Origin of the sequence: Kocuria tytonis, from assembly GCF_003226895.2 — a bacterium.
GTDB classification, from domain to species: Bacteria; Actinomycetota; Actinomycetes; order Actinomycetales; family Micrococcaceae; genus Kocuria; species Kocuria tytonis.
In genome coordinates this window covers 620,766-641,119 of the sequence record NZ_PNJG02000001.1, presented here as the reverse complement: position 1 = coordinate 641,119, position 20,354 = coordinate 620,766, and the positions used below count along the sequence as shown (strand labels likewise).

Genomic DNA, 20,354 nt, shown 5'->3' with positions numbered 1-20,354 from the left:
CGTGTGCGGCCAACCCCCGGTGCCGCCCCTGCTCAGACCGACGCCGCCAGCCCCGCCATTGCGCCGCGGAGCACGTCCGTGCGCTTGCAGAACGCCAGGCGCAGCCAGTCCGAGTAGAGGCCCTGGTTCTCGGGGCTCACGAACGCGGACACGGGGATCCCGACCACGCCGGCGTTCTCGGCCCAGTGCCGGCCCAGGTCCGTGGCGTTGTCCACGCCCGCGAGCGGGTAGTGGTCGCTCACGTCCGCCACCGCGAAGAACGTGCCTTGCGGCTCGGGTGGGGTGAGCCCCGCGGCGCGCAGACCGCTCACGAGGACGTCCCGGCGCTCGCGGTAGTCCTCGAGCAGCCGCGCGTAGAACTCGGACGGGAAGGCCAGGGCGGCGGCCACGGCGTGCTGCAGCGGGGCCGCCGCGCTGTGGGACAGGTAGGTCTTCACCGCCACGGCACCGCGGACCAGCTCCGGCGGCCCACTGATCCAGCCCACGCGCCAGCCGGTGGCCGAGAACGTCTTGCCGGCCGAGGACACGCTCAGGGTGCGCTCCGCGGCTCCCGGGAGGGCGGCCAGCGGCTCGTGGGGGCCGTCGTAGCGCAGGTGCTCGTAGACGTCGTCGGTGACGATCACGGCGTCGTGCTCCGCCGCGAGTTCCACCAGGAGCTCCTTGAACTCGCGGGAGGCCACGGTGCCCGTGGGGTTGTGGGGGTCGTTCAGGACCACGGCCCGGGTGCGCGGGGAGAACGCCGCGTGCACGTCGTCGGGGTCCGGGACGAAGGCGGGGGGCAGCAGCGGGACGGGCACCGCCGTGGCGCCCGCGAACTGCACGAGTGCGCCGTAGAGGTCGTAGCGCGGCTCGAAGAGCACCACCTCGTCACCGGGCTGCAGCAGGGACAGCAGTGCGGCCGCCATGGCCTCGGTGGCCCCCGCGCACACCGCCACCTCGGACTCCGGGTCCAGCTCGAGGCCGTAGTGCGTGCGCTGGTGGACGGCAACCGACTCGCGCAGGGCGGGGACGCCCACGATGGGGGCGTACTGGTGGTGCCCCGCGTGCAGGGCGGCCGCCGCGGCGTCGACCATCTCCCGCGGGGGATCGAAGTCCGGGAAGCCCTGACCCAGGTTCACGGAGCCGGAGCGCCGGGCCAGCGCCGTCATCTCTTCGAAGACCGTGGAGCGCAGGCGTCCGGCGGGGTCCAGCAGGCCTCCGCCCGCGGCCATCCGCTGCCACGGGAGGGCAGGCGCTCCCGCGGCAGGCGTGTGCGGCGGCAGATGATGTGCGTTGCTGCTCATGAGGACAGTCTAGGAACCCGCCGGGGCTAGGATGGTGCCATGCGACGCGCCATCTGTCCGGGATCCTTCGACCCGCTGCACCTCGGGCACTGCGCGGTGATCCACCGGGCGGCCCGCCTGTTCGACGAAGTGGTCGTGGCGGTGTCCACCAACCCGAACAAGACGCACCGTTTCAGCGAGGCGGAGCGGATCGAGCTGGTGCTGGAGGTCTTCGCGGACGAGCCCGGTGTGGTCGTGGAACCCCTCGAATCGGGACTGATCGCGGACTACGCCTCCCACCGGGAGGCGGTGGCGCTCGTGAAGGGCCTGCGCAACGGCGCGGACTACGACTACGAGCTGCCCATGGCCACCATGAACCGCTCGCTGACGGGTGTGGAGACCGTGTTCCTGCCGGGGGAGCCCTCCCTGCTGCACGTCTCCTCCTCGCTGGTCATGGAGGTCGCGGCCCTGGGCGGGGACGTGACCTCGTTCGTCCCGCCACAGGTGCTGCACGCCATCCGCAGTCGCTGAGCCGCCCCGCCGCGCGGGCGCACCGGGGTGAAGTCCGCGCGCGCCGCGTGCTAGGATGTTCTGTCGGCCAGTGTCGTTAGCCAGGAGTTCCGTGAATCACCGCAACAGTTCAGCCCTCGCGTTCAACGTCAGGGAGCTGCAACACCGCCCGGGGACCATGGACACCCTGGACGTCGAGGTGCCCGCACCGAAGGACTTCGGTACGGCGCTCATCGGCTCGCCCGAGGGCGCGCCCATGGAGTTGGATCTGCGCCTGGAATCCGTCCACGACGGTATCCTGGTGTCCGGAACCGTGATCGTCAGTGTTCACGGGGAGTGCAGCAGATGCCTCGACCCCATCGACTACGAACTACCGGTCGACGTGCAAGAGCTTTTCGTCTTCGAACCGTCCCCACAGGGCGACGAGAACGTCGAGGACGAGCAAGTGTATGAGGTGCGGGACGAGGAGATCGACCTCGAACCGATGCTTCGGGACGCAGTGATCACACAGCTGCCGTTCCAACCGGTGTGCCGGGCCGACTGCCCGGGCCTGTGCGCCCAGTGCGGCGCACGGCTCGAGAACGATCCGGAGCACCACCACGACGTGAAGGATCCCCGCTGGTCCGCCCTCACAGGGCTGCTGACCGACTCGGAGGATCCGGAACCGTCGGAGCCGACAACCGACACGAGAGAAGAGAGATAGCCGTGGCTGTTCCCAAGAGGAAGATGTCCCGTGCGAATACCCGCATGCGCCGGTCCCAGTGGAAGGCGCAAGCCCCTAAACTGGTGAAGACCGTGGAGAACGGCAAGGTCAGCTACAGCCTGCCGCACCAGGCCAAGCTGGTCTCCGACTCCGCCGGCACCCCCTTGTTCTACGAGTACAAGGGACGCAAGGTCGCTGACGCGTAACGTGACTGATGTGCCGGATTCCGGTGAACTGCTGAAGCGTCTCGGTGTCGATCTCGACACCGGGACGCTTCGCATTGCGCTGACGCACCGCTCCTACGCCTATGAGCACCCGGGGGAAACCCACAACGAGCGCCTCGAGTTCCTGGGGGACGCCGTGCTGCAGCTCGCCGTCACGGACGAGATCTACCACCGCTACCCGGAGTGGGACGAGGGCCGCCTGGCGAAGCTGCGGGCGTCCGTGGTCTCCGCCCGGGCGCTGGCCGGTGTGGCCCGCTCCCTGGGGCTGGGCCCCCACATCCGCCTGGGCAAGGGCGAGGTGCGCACCCACGGCAGCGACAAGCCCTCCATCCTCGCGGACACCACCGAGGCCGTGATCGGCGCGGTGTACGAGTCCCTGGGCCCCGTGCCCGCGCGCGATCTCGTGCTGCGCATGATGATCCCGCTGCTCGAGGACACCCGCGTGCTGCACGAGGGGCGGGACTGGAAGACGCACATCGTGGAGCTCGTGGCCCAGCACGGTCTGGGCACCGTCCGCTACGAGGTGGCGGGCACCGGCCCCGACCACGAACGGCACTTCACCGCGGACGCCGTGGTGGACGGGCAGGTGCTCGGCCACGGGGAGGGCACCTCCAAGAAGGCCGCCGAACGCGCCGCCGCGGCCGCCGCGTGCGAGGCCCTGGCCGTGCGGTTCCCCGCGAAGGACTGAGCGCACCGTGCCCGAGCTACCCGAGGTGGAGGTGGTCCGCCGCGGCGTCGAGCGCTGGGTGGTGGGCCGCACCATCGAGTCCGTGCAGGTCTTCGACGCCCGGTCCCTGCGCCGCCACACGGCCGGCGTCCTGGACTTCCAGGAGCGCCTGGCCGGTCACACCGTGGACTCCGCGCAGCGCCGCGGCAAGTTCCTGTGGCTCCCGCTGCGGGACCGCCCCGGCAGTGAGCCGTCGCAGGCGCTGCTCGTGCACCTGGGCATGAGCGGTCAGCTCCTGGTGGCCTCCGCCGACCAGCCGCAGCCGCGCCACGAGCGCATCCGCCTCGACCTGTCCCCGGCCCACGACGACGCCGGTGCCGCCCTCCCGGAGCAGGCCCGGTTCGTGGACCAGCGGATCTTCGGCGGCATGCTGCTCGACCCGCTCGTGCCCAGCGCGGACGGCCACGGCACGGTGCCGGAGCACGCCGCGCACATCGCGCGCGACCCCCTGGACCCGCTGTTCGACGTGGATGCGTTCCACGCCGCCCTGCGACGCCGCCGCACGGGCCTGAAGCGCGCCCTGCTGGACCAGGGGCTCATCTCCGGGATCGGCAACATCTACGCGGACGAGGCCCTGTGGGCCGCCCGGCTGCACTGGGCGGCACCCACCGAGACGATGACCGCACCCCGCACCCGCGAGCTGGTGACCGCGTGCCAGGAGGTCATGCGCCGTGCGCTGGACGCGGGCGGCACGAGCTTCGACTCGCTGTACGTGAACGTCAACGGGGAGTCCGGATACTTCTCACGCTCCCTGAACGCGTACGGCCGGGCGGGGGAGCCATGCCGTCGCTGCGAGGCAGCCGGTGAGGACGGCGTCATCGTCCGCGAGCACTTCGCGAACCGCTCCTCGTACCGTTGCTCGCGGTGCCAGAGGCGGCCGCGGCGCTTCCGGGCCTGACACCCGCCGCCCGCCGCGAAGGCGCGTAGCCGACCCCGGACACGAGTGGTGCCCGCGACGTCTCGTCGCGGGCACCACTCGTGGCACGGGGCGTCACACCACCGTGCGCACGCTCTGCAGGTCCGTGGTCGCGTTGCCGCTCTCCTCGCCCGAGGCCACGGAGGACTCCTCGGCCCGGGCGCGCTGCTCGTCCGCGACGTCCTCCACGCGGTCCAGGGACACCGACCCGGTGCGCCGGTTCGGGCGCGGGTGGTCCTGGTAGTAGGCCGCCAGCCGGGAGAAGCCCTCGTCCAGGCTCACGGACGGCGTCCAGTCCAGCAGCTCACGGGTCTCGCGCTGGTCGAACCAGTGCGCGGTGGACAGCTGCTCGGCGAGGAACTCGGTCATGGGCGGCTCGCCGTCGCCCGTGCGCAGCTTGGCGGGCAGGTGCGGCCACACGGTCTCGATGACCTTGCCCGCCAGCCGCGCCAGACCGCCGGGGATCGAGCGGGTGGGGGCCTCGGACCCAGTGGCGCGGCACATCCGCGCAATGAGCTCGCCCACGGGACGCGGTTCACCGTTGGTGAGCACCAGGGCGCGCCCGTGCACCACGTCGATCCGCTCGAGCGCGCGCACGATGCCCTCGGAGGCGTTGTCGATGTAGGTGGTGTCGATCATGGCCGCGCCGTGGTCCAGGTTGGGCATCCGACCCGCCGCCGCGCGGTCCGCCACGCGCTCCACGAGCTGCGTGTCCCCGGGGCCCCACACGATGTGCGGACGCACTGCGGCCACCTTCAGGTCCCGCTGGCCATCCATGCTCAGGGCCAGCAGCTCGGCCGCCGCCTTGGAACGGGCGTAGTTGCCGCGCGCCTTCCCGGGGTCCGCGGGCTCCGCGCCCGCGCCCTCGATCGAGACCCCGGTGTGGGCCACGGAGGGGGAGGACACGAACACCACGTTCTTCACTCCGGCGTTCTGCGCCTGGCACAGCAGGACGCGCGTGCCGGTGACGTTCACGCGCACGAACTCCTCCCACGCGCCCGTGAAGGACACCTTGGCGGCCAGGTGCACGACGTCGTCCACGCCGTCGAGCGCGCGGGCCACGTCCTCGGGATCGGTCACCGATCCCAGCACCTCGTCCACTCCTTCGCGCTCGGCCACGGGCGCGTGGCCGCGCTGGAACACGCGCACCCGCCAGCCGCGCGCGAGCAGGACGCGGGCGACGTCTCCGCCGAGCATCCCGGAGGCACCGGTCACCAGGACGGTGCGTCCGGAACCGTCCAGGACACCGCCCGTGGTGGTTGCCCCGCCGCGCTCCGGATCAGCAATCCGGGCGGAGCCGGGGACCGCGGAGTCCCGGGGAGCGGACGCGGACGAGGCGGATGCGGCGTCGTGGTTGCCGGCGGCGCGGCCGTCGCGGGCGCTGCGCCGGGGGGAGACGGTGGGATCGTCGCTCACAGTGCACTCAGCTTTCCGGTGGCCAGGGCCCGCTCGGCCCAGTCACTCAATTCGGCTCGGTCGATCTTGGAATTGTGACGGATGTCCGTGGGCTGCTCGGGGATGACCAGCACGGCACTGACGGGAAGACCCGTGGCCATGTCCACGGTGGCACGGACGCGCTCGCTCAGCTCCGCGTCCGCCAGGGCGGGCCCGGAGGCGGCGGGCACGGTCTCGATCACGGCCACCGCGGACTGCGAACCCGTGGGACCCACGCCCACCACGGCCACCCGGCCCACACCGGGGACGGTCTGGGCGGCGTGCTCGGCGGCCACCGAGGACACCGGGCCGTGGGACATGGTGATCACGTGGGCCAGGCGGCCCTCGTACCAGAGCCGCTCGCGGGCGTCGAAGTGGCCTACGTCCCCGGTGCGGTGCCAGCCCGGTGTGAGGTCCGAGGCGCGCTCGGTGATCCACAGCCGGTCGTAGTGGTCCTTGGCGTGCGGGGCGCGGGCCACGATCTCGCCCGTGACGCCGGGGGTGGTGACGATCTCCGAGGACACGGAGCCGTCCGCGCGCAGGGGCAGGACGCCCAGTTGCGCACCCTCCACGGGGGTGCCCACGCACACCCCGCGGCCGGCGCCCTCGACGCCGCGCTGGGTGTCCTCGCGCGCGGCGCGGATCACGTCCAGGCTCACGTCGGTCAGCGGCAGGGCTTCGGTCATGCCGTAGGGCGTGTGCAGCTGCGCGGCGGGCATCAGCTCCTGCAGCCGCGTGAGCAGCTCCTCGGGGATGGGCGCACCCGCGGAGAGCATGAGGTCCACCCGTGCCAGGGCGTCGCGCTCGGCGGGGGAGAGCTCGTCCGCGGTGGCGAGCACGTTCGCGATCGCCGCCGGGGAGGCGAACACCGCGGTGGCGCGGATTGCCATGGTGGCCTGCGCGAGGGCGCGGGCGGTGAGCGTCTTGGGGCTCGTGACGTCCATGTCCGGGGTCACGGAGGCGGCTCCCAGGGCGGGACCCAGCAGCGCGAACGGCGCGAAGCCCGCCACCAGGCCGGTTCCGGCGCGCAGCCCGTAGGTGTCCCGGATGGTGTCCCGCATCCCGGCCATCTGGCGGTGGGTGTACACCACGCCCTTGGCCGGTCCGGTGGAGCCGGAGGTGAACAGCACCGCAGCCTCGGCGTCCGCGTCCACGGCGGGGATCTCGGCCTGGTCCACGGTGGTCACGGAGTCCATCAGCTCGGCCACGGTGTGCGTCACGCCCAGCAGCTTCTTGGACACCGGGTCCATGGCGTCGGCGGAGATCCTGGTGCCGGGCCAACCCAGCGCGCGGGCGCCCACGAGCGCCTTGCGGATGCCGATGAACCAGCGGGGCGAGGAGCCGCGCAGCGCGCGCGTGAGTCCCTTGCGCCCGAGCCCCTGGTCCGCGACCACGATCACCGCACCGATGCGCAGGCACGCGTAGATCAGGGTGGTGAGCATGGAGCCCGGGGGCACCATGAGGTTCACGCGGTCCCCCGGACGCACGCCCGTGCGCAGCAGCGCCACGGCCAGGCGGTCCACGGAGCCGGAGAGCTGGGCCCAGCTCACGCTGCGTTCCACGTTCAGCGACGGCGCGGAGCCGTCCACGGTGGTGGCCACGGGACCCATGTCCACCACGGCGGGCGAGTCGTCCGTGCGCCGCGCATCCAGCTCGGCGAAGAACGGCACGAAGTCGGCCCGGCCGCGGGAGCGCTGCTCCCGGTGGGCGGCGAGCACGGAGCCGACGCCGCCGAAGCGCTCGTCCAGCCACGTGAGCAGCGGGGTGGCGATGTCGCGGGCCTCGGGCAGCAGGTGCTTGGCGCCCTCGAAGCGGTGCACGTCCGCGTGCGGGGCACGGCGCATGAGGTCGTCCAGGTAGCGCTGCTGGAACACGGGGTCACCCGTGCCCCACAGCAGCAGGGTGGGGACCTCACGCGCACTCATGCGCCCGGCGATCCGCTCGTAGGCGGCGTGGGAGGGGTGGTCCGCCGCGGCGGGGATGTCCGCGACGAAGTGCGCGATGCCCTCCCGGCGCTCGCGGGAGGTGTACGGCGCCTTGTAGGCCCGCTTCACGGCCTTCGAGGCCGTGGGATCGCACAGGGCGAGCGTGGTGTCCAGGAAGGCCGTGGACCCGGAGGTCAGGGGTTCGTGCACGGCGCGGTTGAGGGCCAGCCGCAGCGCGGACGGGATGGGCTCGGCGTTGTCGTGGTGCACGGCGGTGTTGGTGAGCACGGTGGCCGCGTGGATCTCGGGATGCTCCTGGGCCCAGCCCTGGGAGATCAGTCCGCCCCAGTCGTGGGCGAGCGTGACCACGGGGACGTCGGCGTCGTCGATGCCCAGTGCGTGGGTGAGGTCGCCGAGGTCCTGCACGCGGTCCTCGAGCCGGCGGAACAGGCCGGTGCGCTCGGAGAAGCCCATGTCCAACTGGTCCACGGCGACCACGCGCCAGGGCCGCTCGGCCTCCTGGGCGGCGCGCAGCACGTCCCGCCACAGGTAGGACCACGTGGGGTTGCCGTGCACGGCCAGCACGATGCCCTGCGGGGTGCGCCCGCTCGCGGCGATCGCGTCCGCGTTGTCCAGCACGTGCCAGCGCCGCCTGCGCCCGGCCACGGGCTCCACCGGGGCCGTGGCGGCCACGGTGAGGGTGCGGGACCACGCGGGGTCCACGCCCGGCAGGGCGGTCTCGGTGAAGGGCAGGCGCTCGGCGCCGGGGTGCTGCGGGGACACGGTTCCTCCTCGGTTCCTGCGGGGGCTCACCAGGCGATCTCCATGAGCGTGGTGTTCAGGCCGGATCCTACGCCCAGGCACAGCACCCGTGCGCCGGGTTCCAGCCGCTCGGACTCGAGCGCGAGCGTCATGGGCAGGGCGGCCGCCGCCACGTTGCCCCAGTACGGGAACGTGAGCGGCACCTTGGTGGCGTCGATGCCCATGTCCTCGATGAGCTTGTTGGTGTGGGAGTTGGACACCTGGTGGGTCACGTAGGAGTCCATGTCCCGCCAGTCCCAGCCGTCCTGCTCGGCGTCCAGCCACGCCTCCACCACGAGGCCCACCCCGTGGTTGAGCAGCCCGGTGGCGTCCGTGAACATCCCGTCCCCGCCGCCGATGCACAGCCGGCTGAACTCGGTGCCCGCGCGGGTCACGGAGCCCATGATGCGGTGCCCATCCGGGTGGCGGTCCGCGGGTCCCACCACGGCCGCGGCGGCACCGCAGCCCAGCGTGAGGGTGGCGAACTCCTGGACCATCTGCTCGCGGGTGATGTCGTCCTCGCGCAGCCGCTCGATGGCCGCCCGGTGCCACGGGGAGGGGTCCTCACCGGCCACCACGAGCGCGTACTCGATGGCACCGGCGTCGATCATGGACGAGGCCACGGTGAGGGCGTTGACGAAGCCCAGGCACGCGTTGGTCATGTCGAAGTTCAGGGCGGAGCTGGGCAGTCTCAGCCGCTCGTGAATGCCCACGGCCACGGCGGGCTCGTAGTTGTCGCGGGTCACGGAGGCGTTGATGAACAGCCCGATCTGCGCGGGGCGGATCCCGGACTCGTCCAGGGCGGCCTGACCGGCCTCCGTGGCGCCGTCCGTGAAGTGCCGCCCGGGTGCCCAGCCGCGGCGCTCCTTGATGCCCGCGAGCCGCTCCAGCAGGCCCTTGGGCATGCGCAGCCGCTTGAAGGTGTGCGCCAACTCCTCATCGAACCGGGTGGAGGGGATCACCACGTCCGCTTCCGTCTTGGTCACCGACAGGATGGCGGCGTTTCGGTTTCTGATGGTGGAGTTACCGGTCAATGTGGCGCTTTCGATCAGACGCCACCCGTGCCGTCAAGGAGTCGATCGTCGTTGATGGACCTCGGCGCTCGGGTGAGCAAGCGGGTTGGACCGGCCCAGTCTAACGGGCCTTTCTGGCAGGTTCGGTGGACGCGCCACGTCGTGACCCCCCGGGTAGACTCGGATGCCACCGCGGCTCGCCGCCCCGTTCCCCGCCGTGGGCCACCTCCCGCCGGCCCCGGTCCGCGTGCGACGCCGCCGCCCCGCCGGCGCTCGGGGCGGCCGTCCCGGGCGGTGCCCCGGCCGCGACCCGCCCGACAGCCACCGACCCAGGAGATCCCCCGCGTGCACCTGAAGACCCTCACCGTGCGTGGTTTCAAGTCCTTCGCCTCCGCCACCACGTTCCACTTCGAGCCCGGTGTCACCGCGGTGGTGGGTCCCAACGGGTCCGGCAAGTCCAACGTGGTGGACGCCCTGGCCTGGGTGATGGGAGAGCAGGGCGCCAAGTCCCTGCGCGGCGGGAAGATGGAGGACGTCATCTTCGCGGGCACGTCCGGCCGCGCCGCCCTGGGTCGCGCGCACGTGTCCCTGACCATCGACAACGCCGACGGCGCCCTGCCGATCGAGTACTCCGAGGTCACCATCTCCCGCACCCTGTTCCGCTCGGGCGGCTCGGAGTACGCCGTCAACGGCCGCTCGTGCCGCCTGCTGGACATCCAGGAGCTGCTCTCGGACTCGGGCCTGGGCCGCGAGATGCACGTGATCGTGGGCCAGGGGCAGCTGGACCGGATCCTGCAGGCCACACCGGAGGACCGCCGCGGTTTCATCGAGGAGGCCTCCGGGATCCTCAAGCACCGGCGCCGCAAGGAGAAGACCCTGCGCAAGCTCGAGTCGGTGCAGGCCAACCTGGACCGGCTGGCGGACCTCACCGGCGAGATCGAGCGCCAGCTCACCCCGCTGGGCCGCCAGGCCCGCACCGCCCGGAAGGCGCAGCGCATCCAGTACGACGTGCGGGACGCCCGCGCCCGCCTGCTCGCGGACGACCTCGTGGCGGCCCGCGCGGGCATGGACGCGGACCGCGGTGCGAGCGAGCAGACCCGGCGCCGCAGGGACGAGCTGGAGCAGGCCGTCGCGCGTCTCGACGAGCGGCTGGCCCGCACCGAGGCCGACGCCGCCCGCACGGCCCCGGCCCTGAACGCCGCCCGCACGAGCTGGTACGAGCTGAGCACCGCGCGGGACCGCTTCCGTGCGCTGTCCGCGCTGGCGGGGGAGCGGCGTCGGCTGCTGGGCAGCGAGCAGGCCCCCGAGGCCCCGGGCCGCGACGCCGACGCACTGGAGGCCCAGGCGCGGCGCAGCCGGGAGGAGGCCGAGCAGCTCGCCGAGCGTGTGGCACAGGCCCAGCAGGCGCTGAACGATGCGCAGGCGGCCCGCCGGCAGGCCGAGGAGACCGCACGGGAGGCAGAAGGCCGGACCGCGGAGCTCGTGCGCCGCAGCGCGGACCGCCGGGCAGGACAGGCGCGGCTCGCCGCGGCCGTGACCTCCGCCCGCTCGGCTCTCACCGCCGCCGAGTCGGACGTGGAGCGCGTGCGCACGGAGATCGCGGACGTCACCTCCCGCGCGGAGCAGGCCGCGCGGGACACCTCCTCCCTGCGCGACGCCGCGGAGTCGAGCGCCCGGTCGGCCGAGCGCTCCGCCGCGCGCGCCCGGGAGGCCGAGGACCACGCGGAGTCCGCGCGCGCGGCGGCCCGCACCGCCGAGTTCGTGCGCCAGGCCGCGGCGACCGAGCTGCACGCCGCGCAGGTGCGCCTGGACACCCTGCGCCAGTCCGTGCGCCAGCCGGACGGCTCCGCCGCGGTGGCCGGCGCCACCACCGTGCTCGGCAGCGTGCCGGACGCGGTGCGCGTGACCCCGGGGTGGGAGCGCGCGGTCACCGCTGCGCTCGGCGCGTGGTCCGAGGCGCTCGCCGTGGGATCCGGGGCGAACGCCGCCACCGTCTTCGCCGCCCTGCGCGAGGCCGGTTCGGGCCGGGTCCACCTCGTCCTCGCCGGTTCCGAGCAGGCACCGTCCGAGCCCCTGGCCCTCCCCCTGCCCGAGGGGTGCGTCCCGGCGGCATCCGTGCTCTCCCCGGCCCCGGCGGCAGGGGGCGACGACGCCGTCCTGCGCAGCGTGCGCGCGGAACTCGCCCACACCTTTTTGGTCCCCGGTCCCGCCGAGGCGCTCGCCGTGCTCGACGCCGCGGTCTCGGCAGGCGTGGACTCCTCACGGTTGCGCGCGGTGACCCGCGACGGCGACGTCCACGGGACCCGCACCGCTCAGGGCGGGGCCACCGAGGCGGCGGGCAACCTGGAGATCCTCGCGAGCATCGAGGCCGGGCAGGCGCGGCTCGGCAGCCTGCGCGCCGCGGCCGAGACGGCCACGGCGGAGGCCGAACGCGCCGAGACGGCGCGCACCGAGGCGGCCCGTGCCCAGCGGGAGGCCTCGCGGCAGGCCCAGAAGGACCAGCAGGCGGCCGCAGCGGCGGGTGCCGCACTGAGCAGGGCGGAGGCTACGGCGTCGTCGGCGGACTCGGAGCTCGCCCGGCGGCGTGACGTGCTGGGGACCGCCGAGCAGCGCATGGCCCAGCGGCAGGAGGAGCTGCGCGAGGCACTGGAACGTGCGGAGTCCGCAGAGCACGGGGACGAGGCGGAGCTGGAGCGTGAGCAGATCACCGCCGCCGGCGCGAAGGACCGGGCGGATGCCGCGGCCAAGGCCGCCCGTGAGGCGGAGACCGAGGCCCGGCTGGCCCTGCGCAGCCTGGAGGAGCAGCACCGCCACGTGCTCTCTCGGGCGGAGGGCCAGCTGCGCGCCGCCCGCTCCGAGCGCGCCGCGCAGGCGGAGGCGGCCCGGCGTGCCGAACGACGCCGCGTGCAGGCCGCCGTCGCCCGGGCCGTGGGCACAGCGGCCGACCACCTGCGGGTGAGCGCGGAGGAGTCGGCCCGGCAGGCTGCCGCCCAGCGGGACGCGATCGAGACCGAGCGCGCGGGCCTCGACGAGGCCGCGCACCGGCTGCGCACCGAGCGGGACGGGACCACCCGTGAACTGAGCGAGCTCACCGAACGGCTGCACCGCGCGGAGCTGGAGCTCACCCAGCGGCGTGCGCGCCTGGAGGGGCTGGAGGCCACCGCGCTCGAGGAGCTCGGGATGACCCCGGACTTCCTGGTGGAGCACTACGGGCCGCACCTGCCGGTCCCGGACGCGGACGCCGCGATCGAGGCCGCCCAGACCGCGGAGGAGTCCGGCGGCTCCGTGCAGCTCGCCCTGCCGAGCATGACCGATCCCGGCACCCCGTTCCGGCGGGAGGAGCAGGAGACCCGGCTGCAGCGGGCCCAGAAGCAGCTCAAGGCCCTCGGGAAGGTGAACCCGCTCGCGCTCGAGGAGTTCGCGGCGCTGGAGGAGCGGCACAGGTTCCTGGTGACCCAGCTGGAGGACGTCAAGAACTCGCGCGCGGACCTGCGCAACATCATCCGGGACGTGGACCGGCACGTGGAGGAGGTGTTCGCGGAGGCGTACCGGGACACCGCCGAGCAGTTCGTGTCCGTGTTCGCCACCCTGTTCCCCGGGGGCGAGGGACGGCTGCGGCTCACGGACCCGGACGACCTGCTCAACTCCGGCGTGGAGGTGGAGGCGCGCCCCGCGGGCAAGAAGATCAAGCGGCTGTCCCTGCTCTCCGGCGGCGAGCGCTCGCTGACCGCCCTGGCCCTGCTGGTGGCCATCTTCAAGGCCCGGCCGTCCCCGTTCTACGTGATGGACGAGGTGGAGGCCGCCCTGGACGACCGCAACCTGGGCCGCCTGCTCACCATCTTCGAGCAGCTGAAGGAGAGCTCGCAGCTGATCATCGTGACCCACCAGAAGCGCACCATGGAGATCGCGGACGCCCTGTACGGGGTGTCGATGCGCGGCGACGGGGTGAGCCTGGTGGTGGGGCAGCAGCTGTCGGCGCTGCGTTAGTCATGCGCGGCGGGCGACGACGGCGCTCGGCCGCCTCCCCACTCGGACCGCGTCAGCCGTGGGCGGCCGGGTTCTCCGTGGCTTCCCGTGCGCGGCGGATGAGGGCCGCGCCCCGACGCAGAACTTCGTTCTCCACGAAGAACTCCGGGGGTTTTTCGTACCACCCCAGGTCGTCTCGGGCCATTGCCACGATGTCGCACCCGGTCGGTGCGGCGGTGAGCACGACGTCCACGGCGAGCGGCAACGCCTCCCAGCCCTTCATCGACCCCGCACCCCGCCACCGGAAGATCTCGTCGGAGCCCGTGGCAATGTGGAGCGCCGAGTCCGTGGCGGTCGTCCGGAACTCCGGAGCGACGAACTCCGTGCGTAGCCGCTCGATCACGGCCCCGGGTGCCAGGGGAGACGCCCAGCGGGCCTCCGTGACAATCCGGTCGTGCTGCGGGCGGGCCCGGGAGACGCGGGGGAGCCACCAGTAGCGGAGGAGGGCCCAGACACCCGGCAGGACGACCGCAAGAAGTCCCAAGAGCATCGGAGTGGTCAGGATGCCACGGTTGCGCAGCTCCTTCAGGACACCGTTCAGCACCAGGGTGACCACGAACACGAGGAAGTAGCGGATCAGCGCACGGCGGCGCGGGGACCGTTTCCCCGACCTCGTCATCCGCCGTCCGTCCTGGCCGCACGGGGCCGGCGCGCCTCCGGCAGCGTCTCCCGCACCGGGAGCCACGCCAGGGCCGCCAGCAGCATGAGGGCCCCCGACACCCCGAACGCCCAGCCGAAGCCCGCGGCGTCGGCCAGGGCCCCGGCGATGATCGGGCCCGCGATCTGTCCGGCGTCCGCGCACATCTGGTAGCGGGAGAGCACCTTGCCGCCCGCGCGGTCCGGGCCGATCACGTCCGCCACGGCGGCCTGCTGGCCGGGGTTGAGGGTGCCGGAACCGACCCCCGAGAGCAGGGAGAGGGCCGCGAACACGACCGCCGACGTGCTGAACCCCACCCCGATGGTCGCCAGCCCGCACACCAGCAGTCCGGTGAGCACGAGTGGTTTGCGTCCCAGCCGGTCCGTGAGCCGGCCCGTGACGGTCAGCGCCGCGGCGTTGCCCACGGCGAACAGGGCGAGCGCCAGCCCGGCGACGGCGGGGCCCTCACCCACCACCTGCGCGGCCAGCAGGGGCACCAGGGCCACCCGCACGCCCATGGCCGTCCACCCGGTGGAGAAGCTGGATGCGAGTGCGGCGCGGTACGCCCCGGCGTCGAGCGCGTCGCGCACCCTCATGGGCGGTTGGGTGGCCCCGCCGCGCTTGGCGCCGAGCGTCTCGTCCTTGAGCCGCAGCCACACCACGAGCACCGCGACGAACAGCGCCCCCGCGTAGATCAGGAACGGTGCGTGCATCCCCAGCCCAGCCAGGAGCCCGCCGAGCACGGGTCCGAGGATCCCGCCCAGCAGGAACGCGGTGGCGTAGTACCCGGAGACCCGCCCGCGCATCGTGCGCGGGGCCAGCCGGACGATCAGCCCCATGGCGGACACCGTGAACATGGTGGAGCCGATCCCACCGAGACCGCGGAACACCAGAAGCTGCCAGTAGGTCTGGGCGAACGCGGTGGCCGCCGAGGACAGCGCCACCACGATCAGCCCGATCAGGTAGGTGGGGCGCTCGCCGAGCCGGTTGACCACCGCGCCGCTCGCGGGCGCGAAGACCAGCCGGCACAGTGCGAAGGCGCTGATGACCGCGGAGGAGGCCGCCACGCCCACCCCGAAGCTCGCGGCGAACTGGGGGAGCACCGGGGCGACCAGCCCATAGCCCAGCGCAATCACGAAGGCTGCGGCGATCAGGACCTTGATGGGCTCGGGGACCTGTTGCGCGGCGGGCGCGGCGGCGTCGTCGCCCGCCGGGACGGAAGCACCGGGGGAGCGGGATTCGGAGGGGGAGACCGGGGCGGACCGCGCGGCGTCGTCGTGGGGTTCTGGGCGGGACACGCCCAGCAGTTTATGGGAGATTAGACGGGTGATGACTCCTGAACTGATGTGGATCGTGATAGCCGCCGCGGTGGTGGTGCTGCTCGTGGTGTTCGGCGTGCTGCTGCTGCGCAGGCCCAGGGCCCCGAAGGGCGGGTACCAGGGGACCAGGGACCTCGACGACATCCCCGAGGTGGACGAGAACACCGCCCTCGAGGACCGCCCGGTCAGCACCCTGGAGCGTCCCGAGTCGGCGCGCGGGCGCCTCGAGCGGCTGCGCGGGCGGCTCGCGAAGTCCAACACGATGCTCGGCAAGGGCCTGCTGGTGTTGCTTTCGCGCGAGCGCATCGACCAGGACACGTGGGACGAGATCGAGGACACGCTGCTCATGGCGGACCTCGGCACGGACGCGTCCCTGGAGCTCGTGGAGAACCTCAAGAAGCGCGTGCGCGTCACCGGCACCAAGGATCCCGCCGCGCTGAAGTCCCTGCTGCGCGAGGAGATGCTCGCGCTCGTGGATCCCACCCTGGACCGCTCCCTGAACACGGAGGCGGTCCCCGGCAAGCCCGCCGTGGTGCTCGTGGTGGGCGTCAACGGCGTGGGCAAGACCACCACGGTGGGCAAGCTCGCCCGCGTGCTCGTGGCCGAGGACAAGGACGTCATGCTCGGTGCCGCGGACACCTTCCGCGCCGCCGCCGCGGACCAGCTCGAGACCTGGGGTGCCCGCGTGGGCGTGCCCACCGTGCGCTCCGAGCAGGAGGGCGCGGATCCCGCCTCGGTCGCGTACGACGCCGTGAAGGCCGGCATCGACCAGGAGGCGGACGTGGTCCTCGTGGACACCGCCGGGCGGCTGCAGAACAAGGCCGGTCTCATGGACCAGCTGGGCAAGGTCAAGCGCGTGATCGAGAAGGCCGCGGAGGTGGACGAGGTGCTGCTCGTCATCGACGCCACCACCGGGCAGAACGGCATGACCCAGGCCAAGGTCTTCGCGCAGGCCGTGGACATCACCGGCATCGTGCTCACCAAGCTGGACGGCACCGCCAAGGGCGGCATCGTGGTGGCCATCCAGCGCGGTCTCGGCGTGCCCGTCAAGCTGATCGGCCTGGGGGAGGGCCCCGACGACCTCGCCCCGTTCAACGCCGAGCAGTTCGTGGACGCGATCATCGACTGACGCGCTCCCGCCCCGCTCTGGGACCACGACGGCGCCCGCCCCCCTCCCCGGGGGCGGGCGCCGTTGCGGTTCCGGCGGCCCGGGCACGCGGCGGGGCGGAGGGACGTGCATGGCGGAGGGGCGTGCGGGACGTGCATGGCATAGAAGCGTGCGGGACGAAATGGCCAGTGGCGCGGGGCCCGCGGCGCGGTTAACCCACCGGCAACATCCGCGGGTGAGCCGAAACACAACCGTTACCCGCATGCGAACCCGCCGGTAACAACCGGTGCGTTGACTGGTCCCCGTGGCGCAAAGGATGTGCCCGGACGAGACGGGGACGAGGTGAGCCGGATGGAGTTGACCGCCGGACACGTGTGGACCGTGGTGGCCGCGGGGCTGGTGTTCTTCATGACCCCCGGTCTCGCACTGTTCTACGGAGGCATGACCCGGGCCAAGGGCGTGCTGAACATGATGATGATGAGCTTCGCGGCACTGGGCGTGGTGGGCGTGGTCTGGGTGCTGTGGGGCGCGTCCATGCTGAGCGGGGACCCCGTGCTGGGCGGGCTCACCGCCAACCCGTTCGCGCACGTGGGGCTGTCCGGGCTGATCGGCACGGCGGACCTGCTGAGCTCGGACTTCTCCGTGACGTTCGCGATCATCACGGTGGCACTGATCTCCGGGGCGATCGCGGACCGCACGCGGTTCGGCACGTGGGTGGTCTTCACCCTCGTGTGGGTCACGCTCGTCTACTTCCCGCTGGCCTACATGGTGTGGGGGGACGGGCTGTTCTCCGAGGCGGGCGCCCTGGGGCGGATCTTCGGCGAACCCATCGACTTCGCCGGGGGACTCGCGGTGCACATCAACGCGGGCATCGCGGCCCTCGTGCTCATCCTGCTCATCGGGGCCCGCCGCGGCTTCGGCCGGGACTCGGGCCAGCGCCCGCACAACCTGCCGCTGGTGATGCTCGGCTCGGCCATCCTGTGGTTCGGCTGGTTCGGCTTCAACGCCGGGGCCGCCGCCACCGTGGAGCAGGCCGCCCTGATCTGGACCAACACGCTCGTGGCACCCGCCGCCGCGATGCTCGCCTGGCTGCTCACCGAGCGGATCCGGGACGGCCACGCGACGTCGCTCGGGGCGGCGTCGGGCGTCGTCGCCGGGCTCGTGGCCATCACCCCGGCGTGCGCGAACGTCACGCCCGTCGGTGCGATCCTGCTGTCGGTCGTCGCGGGGGCGTGCTCGGCGCTCGCTGTGGGCCTGAAGTACCGGATCCGACTGGACGACTCCCTGGACGTGTGCGGTGTGCACCTGGTGTCCGGGATCGTGGGCACCGTGGCCCTCGGATTTTTGGCAATCCCCTCCGAGGGGCGCGCCGGTCTGCTCCACGGCGGCGGCTGGGGCCTGCTGGGCTCGCAGCTCGCGGCCACCGCGTTCGTGACCCTCTACACCGGGGTGCTCACGCTGCTGATCGGGTTGGCGCTCAAGGCCACCATGGGTCTGCGCATCCCGCGCCGCGACGAGGTGATCGGCGTGGACCTGACCCAGCACGCGGAGTCCGCGTACTCGCTCAGGGACGAGGCCACCGGCTCCTTCTCCGGCCACGGCGCGCACCGCCCGCTGCCCGGCACCGCCGAGGCCCCCGTTCCCGCCACGAAAGGACACGACCAGTGAAACTCGTCACCGCAGTGGTGCGGCCCGAGAACTTCGGCGCCGTCAAGGACGCCCTGGAGCGTCACGGCGTCCAGGGGATGACGGTGCTCTCCGTCCACGGCTACGGCCGGCAGCGCGGGCACCGCGAGGTCTACCGCGGCGCCGAGTACACGGTGGACCTGCTGGAGAAGGTGCGCATCGAGACCGTCGTGACGGATGCCGAGGCCCAGGACGTGGTCTCCGTGGTGGTCGCCGCGGCGCGCACGGGGGAGCCCGGCGACGGCAAGGTGTGGGTCACCCACGTGGAGCACGCGGTGCGGGTCAGCACCGGGGAGCGGGACGACGCCGCCCTGTGAACCCCGCGGGCACCGCACCGCCGTGGCTGCCCCCAACGGCTGAGAACCGGGCCCGTCCCCGCCCCCGGGCGGGGCCGGGCCCGCGCCCGTCCGGGTGACCCCGTGCGGGGCAACGCTTGCTAACCTGGGAGACCGAATCATCCGTCGTCCGAGGAAAGCAGCGACCTCCCCGTGTTCAATTCACTGTCCGACCGGCTCACAGCGACCTTCAAGAACCTGCGCGGCAAGGGCAGGCTCTCCGAGGCGGACGTCGACGCCACCGTCCGGGAGATCCGCCGGGCCCTGCTCGAGGCGGACGTGGCCGTGCCCGTGGTGCGCGAGTTCACCGCCGTCGTCAAGGAGCGCGCCCTGGGCGCGGAGGTCTCGGAGGCGCTGAACCCGGGTCAGCAGATCGTGAAGATCGTCAACGAGGAGCTGCAGAGCGTCCTCGGCGGCGAGACCCGCCGCATCAACCTGGCCAAGACCGGTCCCACCGTGATCATGCTCGCGGGCCTGCAGGGCGCGGGCAAGACCACCCTTGCCGGCAAGCTCGGCAAGTGGCTCACGGACCAGGGCCACAAGCCCGTCCTGGTGGCCTCGGACCTGCAGCGCCCCAACGCCGTGACCCAGCTGAAGGTGGTGGGCGAGCGCGCGGGCGTGGCCGTCTTTGCGCCCGAGCCCGGCGCCACCTCCGAGTTCGACGATCCCACGGGCGATCCCGTGAAGGTCGCGCGGGACGGCGTGGACTTCGCCCGCTCCAAGCTCTACGACGTGGTGATCGTGGACACCGCCGGGCGCCTGGGCATCGACCAGGCGCTGATGAACCAGGCCCGGGACATCCGCGACGCCGTGGACCCGGACGAGGTCCTGTTCGTGATCGACGCGATGATCGGCCAGGACGCCGTCAACACGGCCAAGGCATTCGACGAGGGCGTGGACTTCACGGGCGTGGTGCTCTCCAAGCTGGACGGCGACGCCCGCGGCGGTGCTGCGCTGTCCGTGCGCGCGGTGACCGGCAAGCCCATCATGTTCGCCTCCACAGGCGAGGGCGTGCGGGACTTCGAGCAGTTCCACCCGGACCGCATGGCCTCGCGCATCCTGGACATGGGTGACGTCCTCACGCTCATCGAGCAGGCCGAGCGGCAGTGGGACAAGTCCGAGGCCGAGCGGATGGCCAAGAAGTTCACCGATCAGGAGGACTTCACCTTCGAGGACTTCCTGGCGCAGATGCAGCAGCTGCGCAAGATGGGTTCCATGAAGAAGATGCTCTCCATGATGCCCGGCGCCGCCGGCATGCGGGAGCAGCTCGAGAACTTCGACGAGCGCGAGATCGACCGCGTGGAGGCCATCGTGCGCTCCATGACGCCGCACGAGCGGGTGGCCCCCAAGATCATCAACGGCTCCCGCCGCGCGCGCATCGCCCGCGGCTCCGGGGTCACCGTGTCCGAGGTCAACCAGCTGATGGAGCGCTTCACCCAGGCCCAGAAGATGATGAAGCGCCTCGCCTCGGGGCAGGGCGTCCCCGGCATGCCCGGAGGCATCCCCGGGATGGGTCGCGGCGGCGCCGCGGCCAAGAAGGGCAACAAGACCAAGAAGAAGAGCTCCCGATCCGGCAACCCCGCCAAGCGCGCGCAGGAGAACGCGGCGCTGGCCTCGGGTCAGAAGCCTGCGGTCAAGGGCAGCTCGTTCGGCTCGCAGCCGCAGGATCTGGACGTCGAGTCCCTGAACCTGCCCAAGGGCTTCGAGAAATTCCTCGGAAAGTAGGCG

General features: G+C 72.6%; 16 protein-coding genes. 10 read left to right on the top strand and 6 right to left on the bottom strand.

Going from position 1 to position 20,354, the window contains the following annotated elements:
* Positions 1-32: 32 nt before the first annotated feature.
* Positions 33-1,211, bottom strand: a complete 1,179-nt coding sequence (locus tag C1C97_RS02840) for an aminotransferase class I/II-fold pyridoxal phosphate-dependent enzyme (protein WP_407657258.1) — start codon at positions 1,209-1,211, stop codon at positions 33-35.
* A 111-nt stretch (positions 1,212-1,322) separates the two neighbouring features.
* On the opposite strand from C1C97_RS02840, the gene coaD reads away from it, so the two are divergent.
* The 5 genes from coaD (at position 1,323) to mutM (ending at position 4,324) form a co-directional block, all read left to right on the top strand.
* On the top strand, positions 1,323-1,793 hold the full coding sequence (coaD, locus tag C1C97_RS02835; protein WP_121029917.1) for a pantetheine-phosphate adenylyltransferase: 471 nt from the start codon (positions 1,323-1,325) through the stop codon (positions 1,791-1,793).
* A 91-nt stretch (positions 1,794-1,884) separates the two neighbouring features.
* The gene (locus C1C97_RS02830; protein ID WP_110919032.1) at positions 1,885-2,475 is read left to right on the top strand and encodes a YceD family protein; all 591 of its coding nucleotides are present in this window, start codon (positions 1,885-1,887) and stop codon (positions 2,473-2,475) included.
* 2 nt (positions 2,476-2,477) lie between these two features.
* Complete coding sequence (gene rpmF / locus C1C97_RS02825) at positions 2,478-2,681, top strand: 50S ribosomal protein L32 (protein WP_012398114.1); 204 nt, start codon at positions 2,478-2,480, stop codon at positions 2,679-2,681.
* 1 nt (position 2,682) lies between these two features.
* The gene (gene rnc / locus C1C97_RS02820) at positions 2,683-3,387 is read left to right on the top strand and encodes a ribonuclease III (protein WP_121029916.1); all 705 of its coding nucleotides are present in this window, start codon (positions 2,683-2,685) and stop codon (positions 3,385-3,387) included.
* Between the two features lie 7 nt (positions 3,388-3,394).
* Positions 3,395-4,324, top strand: coding sequence for a bifunctional DNA-formamidopyrimidine glycosylase/DNA-(apurinic or apyrimidinic site) lyase (gene mutM / locus C1C97_RS02815; protein ID WP_121029915.1), 930 nt, complete (start codon positions 3,395-3,397; stop codon positions 4,322-4,324).
* A 93-nt stretch (positions 4,325-4,417) separates the two neighbouring features.
* On the opposite strand, the gene C1C97_RS02810 is transcribed toward mutM, so the two are convergent.
* The 3 genes from C1C97_RS02810 to C1C97_RS02800 are packed head-to-tail and all read right to left on the bottom strand — an operon-like array spanning position 4,418 to position 9,536.
* Entirely contained in the window at positions 4,418-5,758 is a 1,341-nt protein-coding gene (locus tag C1C97_RS02810) for an NAD-dependent epimerase/dehydratase family protein (RefSeq protein WP_121029914.1), read from the bottom strand.
* Positions 5,755-8,484 carry an alpha/beta fold hydrolase gene (locus C1C97_RS02805; RefSeq protein ID WP_121029913.1) on the bottom strand — a complete coding sequence of 910 codons (2,730 nt, stop codon included), beginning with the start codon at positions 8,482-8,484 and terminating at the stop codon, positions 5,755-5,757. Before C1C97_RS02805 ends, C1C97_RS02810 begins: the two co-directional genes overlap by 4 nt.
* Positions 8,485-8,510: 26 nt before the next feature.
* Entirely contained in the window at positions 8,511-9,536 is a 1,026-nt protein-coding gene (locus tag C1C97_RS02800) for a 3-oxoacyl-ACP synthase III (protein ID WP_121029912.1), read from the bottom strand.
* 324 nt (positions 9,537-9,860) lie between these two features.
* On the opposite strand from C1C97_RS02800, the gene smc reads away from it, so the two are divergent.
* Positions 9,861-13,502, top strand: coding sequence for a chromosome segregation protein SMC (gene smc / locus C1C97_RS02795; protein WP_121029911.1), 3,642 nt, complete (start codon positions 9,861-9,863; stop codon positions 13,500-13,502).
* Between the two features lie 52 nt (positions 13,503-13,554).
* Here smc and C1C97_RS02790 read toward each other — a convergent pair whose 3' ends face one another.
* On the bottom strand, positions 13,555-14,160 hold the full coding sequence (locus C1C97_RS02790; RefSeq protein WP_121029910.1) for a hypothetical protein: 606 nt from the start codon (positions 14,158-14,160) through the stop codon (positions 13,555-13,557).
* The gene (locus tag C1C97_RS02785; RefSeq protein ID WP_233542680.1) at positions 14,157-15,476 is read right to left on the bottom strand and encodes an MFS transporter; all 1,320 of its coding nucleotides are present in this window, start codon (positions 15,474-15,476) and stop codon (positions 14,157-14,159) included. The genes C1C97_RS02790 and C1C97_RS02785 overlap by 4 nt, the downstream gene beginning before the upstream one ends.
* A gap of 31 nt (positions 15,477-15,507) precedes the next feature.
* Here C1C97_RS02785 and ftsY point away from each other — a divergent pair, with 31 nt between their 5' ends.
* From ftsY to ffh, 4 genes are all read left to right on the top strand, one after another.
* Complete coding sequence (gene ftsY, locus C1C97_RS02780) at positions 15,508-16,626, top strand: signal recognition particle-docking protein FtsY (protein ID WP_121029909.1); 1,119 nt, start codon at positions 15,508-15,510, stop codon at positions 16,624-16,626.
* Positions 16,627-16,956: 330 nt separating this feature from the next.
* Complete coding sequence (locus C1C97_RS02775; RefSeq protein ID WP_233542679.1) at positions 16,957-18,273, top strand: ammonium transporter; 1,317 nt, start codon at positions 16,957-16,959, stop codon at positions 18,271-18,273.
* Positions 18,270-18,608: a P-II family nitrogen regulator gene (locus C1C97_RS02770; protein WP_121029907.1), complete on the top strand. Its 339-nt coding sequence runs from the start codon at positions 18,270-18,272 to the stop codon at positions 18,606-18,608. Before C1C97_RS02775 ends, C1C97_RS02770 begins: the two co-directional genes overlap by 4 nt.
* Before the next feature lie 171 nt (positions 18,609-18,779).
* Positions 18,780-20,351, top strand: coding sequence for a signal recognition particle protein (ffh, locus tag C1C97_RS02765; RefSeq protein ID WP_110919041.1), 1,572 nt, complete (start codon positions 18,780-18,782; stop codon positions 20,349-20,351).
* Positions 20,352-20,354 lie beyond the last annotated feature (3 nt).

Coding starts and splice junctions, on each gene's coding strand:
- C1C97_RS02840 (WP_407657258.1), bottom strand. CDS start 1,211: ATGGCCGCGGGCGGAGGCCTGCTGGACCCCGCCGGACGCCTGCGCTCC.
- coaD (WP_121029917.1), top strand. CDS start 1,323: ATGCGACGCGCCATCTGTCCGGGATCCTTCGACCCGCTGCACCTCGGG.
- C1C97_RS02790 (WP_121029910.1), bottom strand. CDS start 14,160: ATGACGAGGTCGGGGAAACGGTCCCCGCGCCGCCGTGCGCTGATCCGC.
- ftsY (WP_121029909.1), top strand. CDS start 15,508: ATGACTCCTGAACTGATGTGGATCGTGATAGCCGCCGCGGTGGTGGTG.
- C1C97_RS02775 (WP_233542679.1), top strand. CDS start 16,957: ATGGAGTTGACCGCCGGACACGTGTGGACCGTGGTGGCCGCGGGGCTG.